Here is a 2,431-nt window from a genome sequence, read left to right as displayed (position 1 = left end):
AGGACACGGCGGACGTTTCAACGTCCTGCCGACCTCTATAGGAGCGCCCCCTGTGCGCGACAGCCTTTCGCACCGGTCTGCATGGTTTTCTCTTGAGAGCGGGGTGCTGCCTTCAGTTGCCACACTACCGCCAGTTTGCCGCCTACGACCGTAGGAAGTCCCCGTGGGACGCGGCGGGCGTTTCGATCCCCTGCCGGCGACGCGAAGCTAGTCCCGTGGGACGCTCGAGTCACTTTTCTTTTGCTGGCCCAAAAGAAAAGTAACCCAAAGAAAATGGCCTTGAGAGCTAAGGCTCATAGCGATATGCGGGATAGGAGCGTCGGACGACCGAAGCCAGCCGGATACACCCGTTACTACCTCGAACGGCGCGGCTACACCGCCACGCGCCGAAGCGAAGAGGGCTTAAAGCAGAGTTCGCTTATTCCGTCACTGTGGGAAGGTCCGAGGTAAGCGGCTCCTATTGCCACCTTGGAGCGATGGCGAAAAGCATGCTGGTCGACAAGATGACAGGGTTACATCGGAACCACCCCTATGCCGCCCTCCCCCTGCACCGCAAAAGCGCGCATCATTAAGCATCTTTCGTCTGTACGCGGCGCACGGTGCGTCGCGCAAGGAACTTCATGTCCGCCCTGATCGAACGCAAGTCCAGCGATCGCAGCATCGCCATCGAGACCACCGACGCCACCCACTTCGCCGCCACCAAACGCCGACTCACTGCCGCCCAGCGGCAGTGGCTGGGTGCGTCCGGTTTCGAGGCCGCGCCGGGCACGTTTGCGCTGCTTCCCGATGACGGCGGCAAGCTGGTGCGCGTGCTGGCGGGCGTGGATGCGGCCGATCCGCTTGGCGCGCTGGGTGCGCTCGCCCGTGGACTGCCCGAGGCGACCTACCACCTCGCCGACGAGGGCGTGCTGAAGGATCGCCTGCAGGCTGCGCTGGGCTGGGCGCTGGGCGCCTACGAGTTCACCCGCTACCGCAAGGCCCGCCGCGCGCCGGCGAAGCTGGCGATTGCCGCCATCGACCTGAAGCTGCTCGCGCCGCTGGTGGAAGCGACCGCGCAGGTGCGTGACCTGGTCAACACGCCCACCGAAGACATGGGCCCCAAGCATCTCGCCGATGCGGTGAAGCAGCTCGGCAAGACGCACAAGGCGAAGGTGCGCGAATGGGCCGGCGACGAACTGCTCGACGCGAATTTTCCCACCATCCACGCCGTGGGCCGCGCCAGCCATCGCGCGCCACGACTGGTCGAACTCACCTGGGGCAAGGCCAGCGACCCGAAGATCGCCGTGATCGGCAAGGGCGTGTGCTTCGACACCGGCGGCCTTGACCTCAAGCCGGCTGACGGCATGCGCTGGATGAAGAAGGACATGGGGGGCGCCGCGCACGCGATCGCGCTGGCCGGCCTGATCATGCAGGCGAAGCTGCCGGTGCGTTTGCAGCTGCTGATTCCGGCGGTGGAAAACGCCGTGTCGGGCGCGGCGATGCGTCCGGGCGAAGTGATCACCACGCGCGCGGGCATCACCGTGGAAGTGGACAACACCGACGCCGAAGGCCGCCTGGTGCTGTGCGACGCGCTGACCTACGCCAGCGAGCAGAAACCCGAACTCATCATCGACTTCGCCACGCTCACCGGGGCCGCGCGCGTCGCGCTGGGCCCCGACCTGCCGGCGCTGTTCGCCAACCAGGACGACATCGCCGACCAGGCGATCGCTGCCAGCCGCACCGTCAACGATCCGCTGTGGCGCCTGCCGCTGTGGCGTCCGTATCGCAAGATGCTGGAGTCGTACCTGGCCGACATGGCGAACTCGGGCGCCTCCCGCCACGCGGGCGCGATTACGGCGGCGCTGTACCTGGAGCGGTTCGTGCCGGAGACGACGCCCTGGCTGCATCTGGATACCTATGCGTGGAACGACGCGGATCGGCCGGGCCGGCCGCGCGGTGGCGAGGCGCTGGGGTTGCGCGCGTTCTTTGCGTTTTTGCAGAAGAGGTATGGGGGTTGAGGTAGGTCGCATGGATGGGGGGAAGTTGGCGCACGTTGCGCAATGGCTTTGCCCCGGGTCTGTTCTACGCTGCTGCTTCGCCGCCCGCCTTTTGTAGGAGCGCACCCTGTGCGCGACAGCCTTTCGCACCGGGCTGCATGGTTCGCTCTTCCGGCAATGCCGTTTCAGGCGATTGCTGTGTTTGGTGACCGGGCTCGCCTGCGACCGAAGGGAGTCCCCGTGGGACGGCGGGCTTCCGAGCCGCTGCCGCGGCCCGGGTCACTTACTCCACGTGGCGTTCCCTTGTAGGAGCGCACCCTGTGCGCGACCGCCTTTCGCGCCGGCCTGCATGTTCGTCGTTTTGATGGACGAAGATTTTTGGCGTTGCACTTGTTGGCTTCCCACGACCGGGCTCGCCTGCGGCGGGCTTCCGCCCTCCTGCCGGAGGCCGGGTC

At 66.4% G+C, this 2,431-nt stretch carries 1 protein-coding gene; it reads left to right on the top strand.

What is annotated here, in order from left to right; all coding sequences use genetic code 11:
- The first annotated feature begins 620 nt into the window (after positions 1 to 620).
- Entirely contained in the window at positions 621 to 1,997 is a 1,377-nt protein-coding gene (locus JMF82_RS21770; RefSeq protein WP_201316613.1) for a leucyl aminopeptidase family protein, read from the top strand.
- Positions 1,998 to 2,431: the final 434 nt, after the last annotated feature.

Source organism: Dyella sp. EPa41 (assembly GCF_016586165.1).
Taxonomy (GTDB): domain Bacteria; phylum Pseudomonadota; class Gammaproteobacteria; order Xanthomonadales; family Rhodanobacteraceae; genus Dyella.
This window is presented reverse-complemented; position numbering and strand designations above follow the sequence as displayed.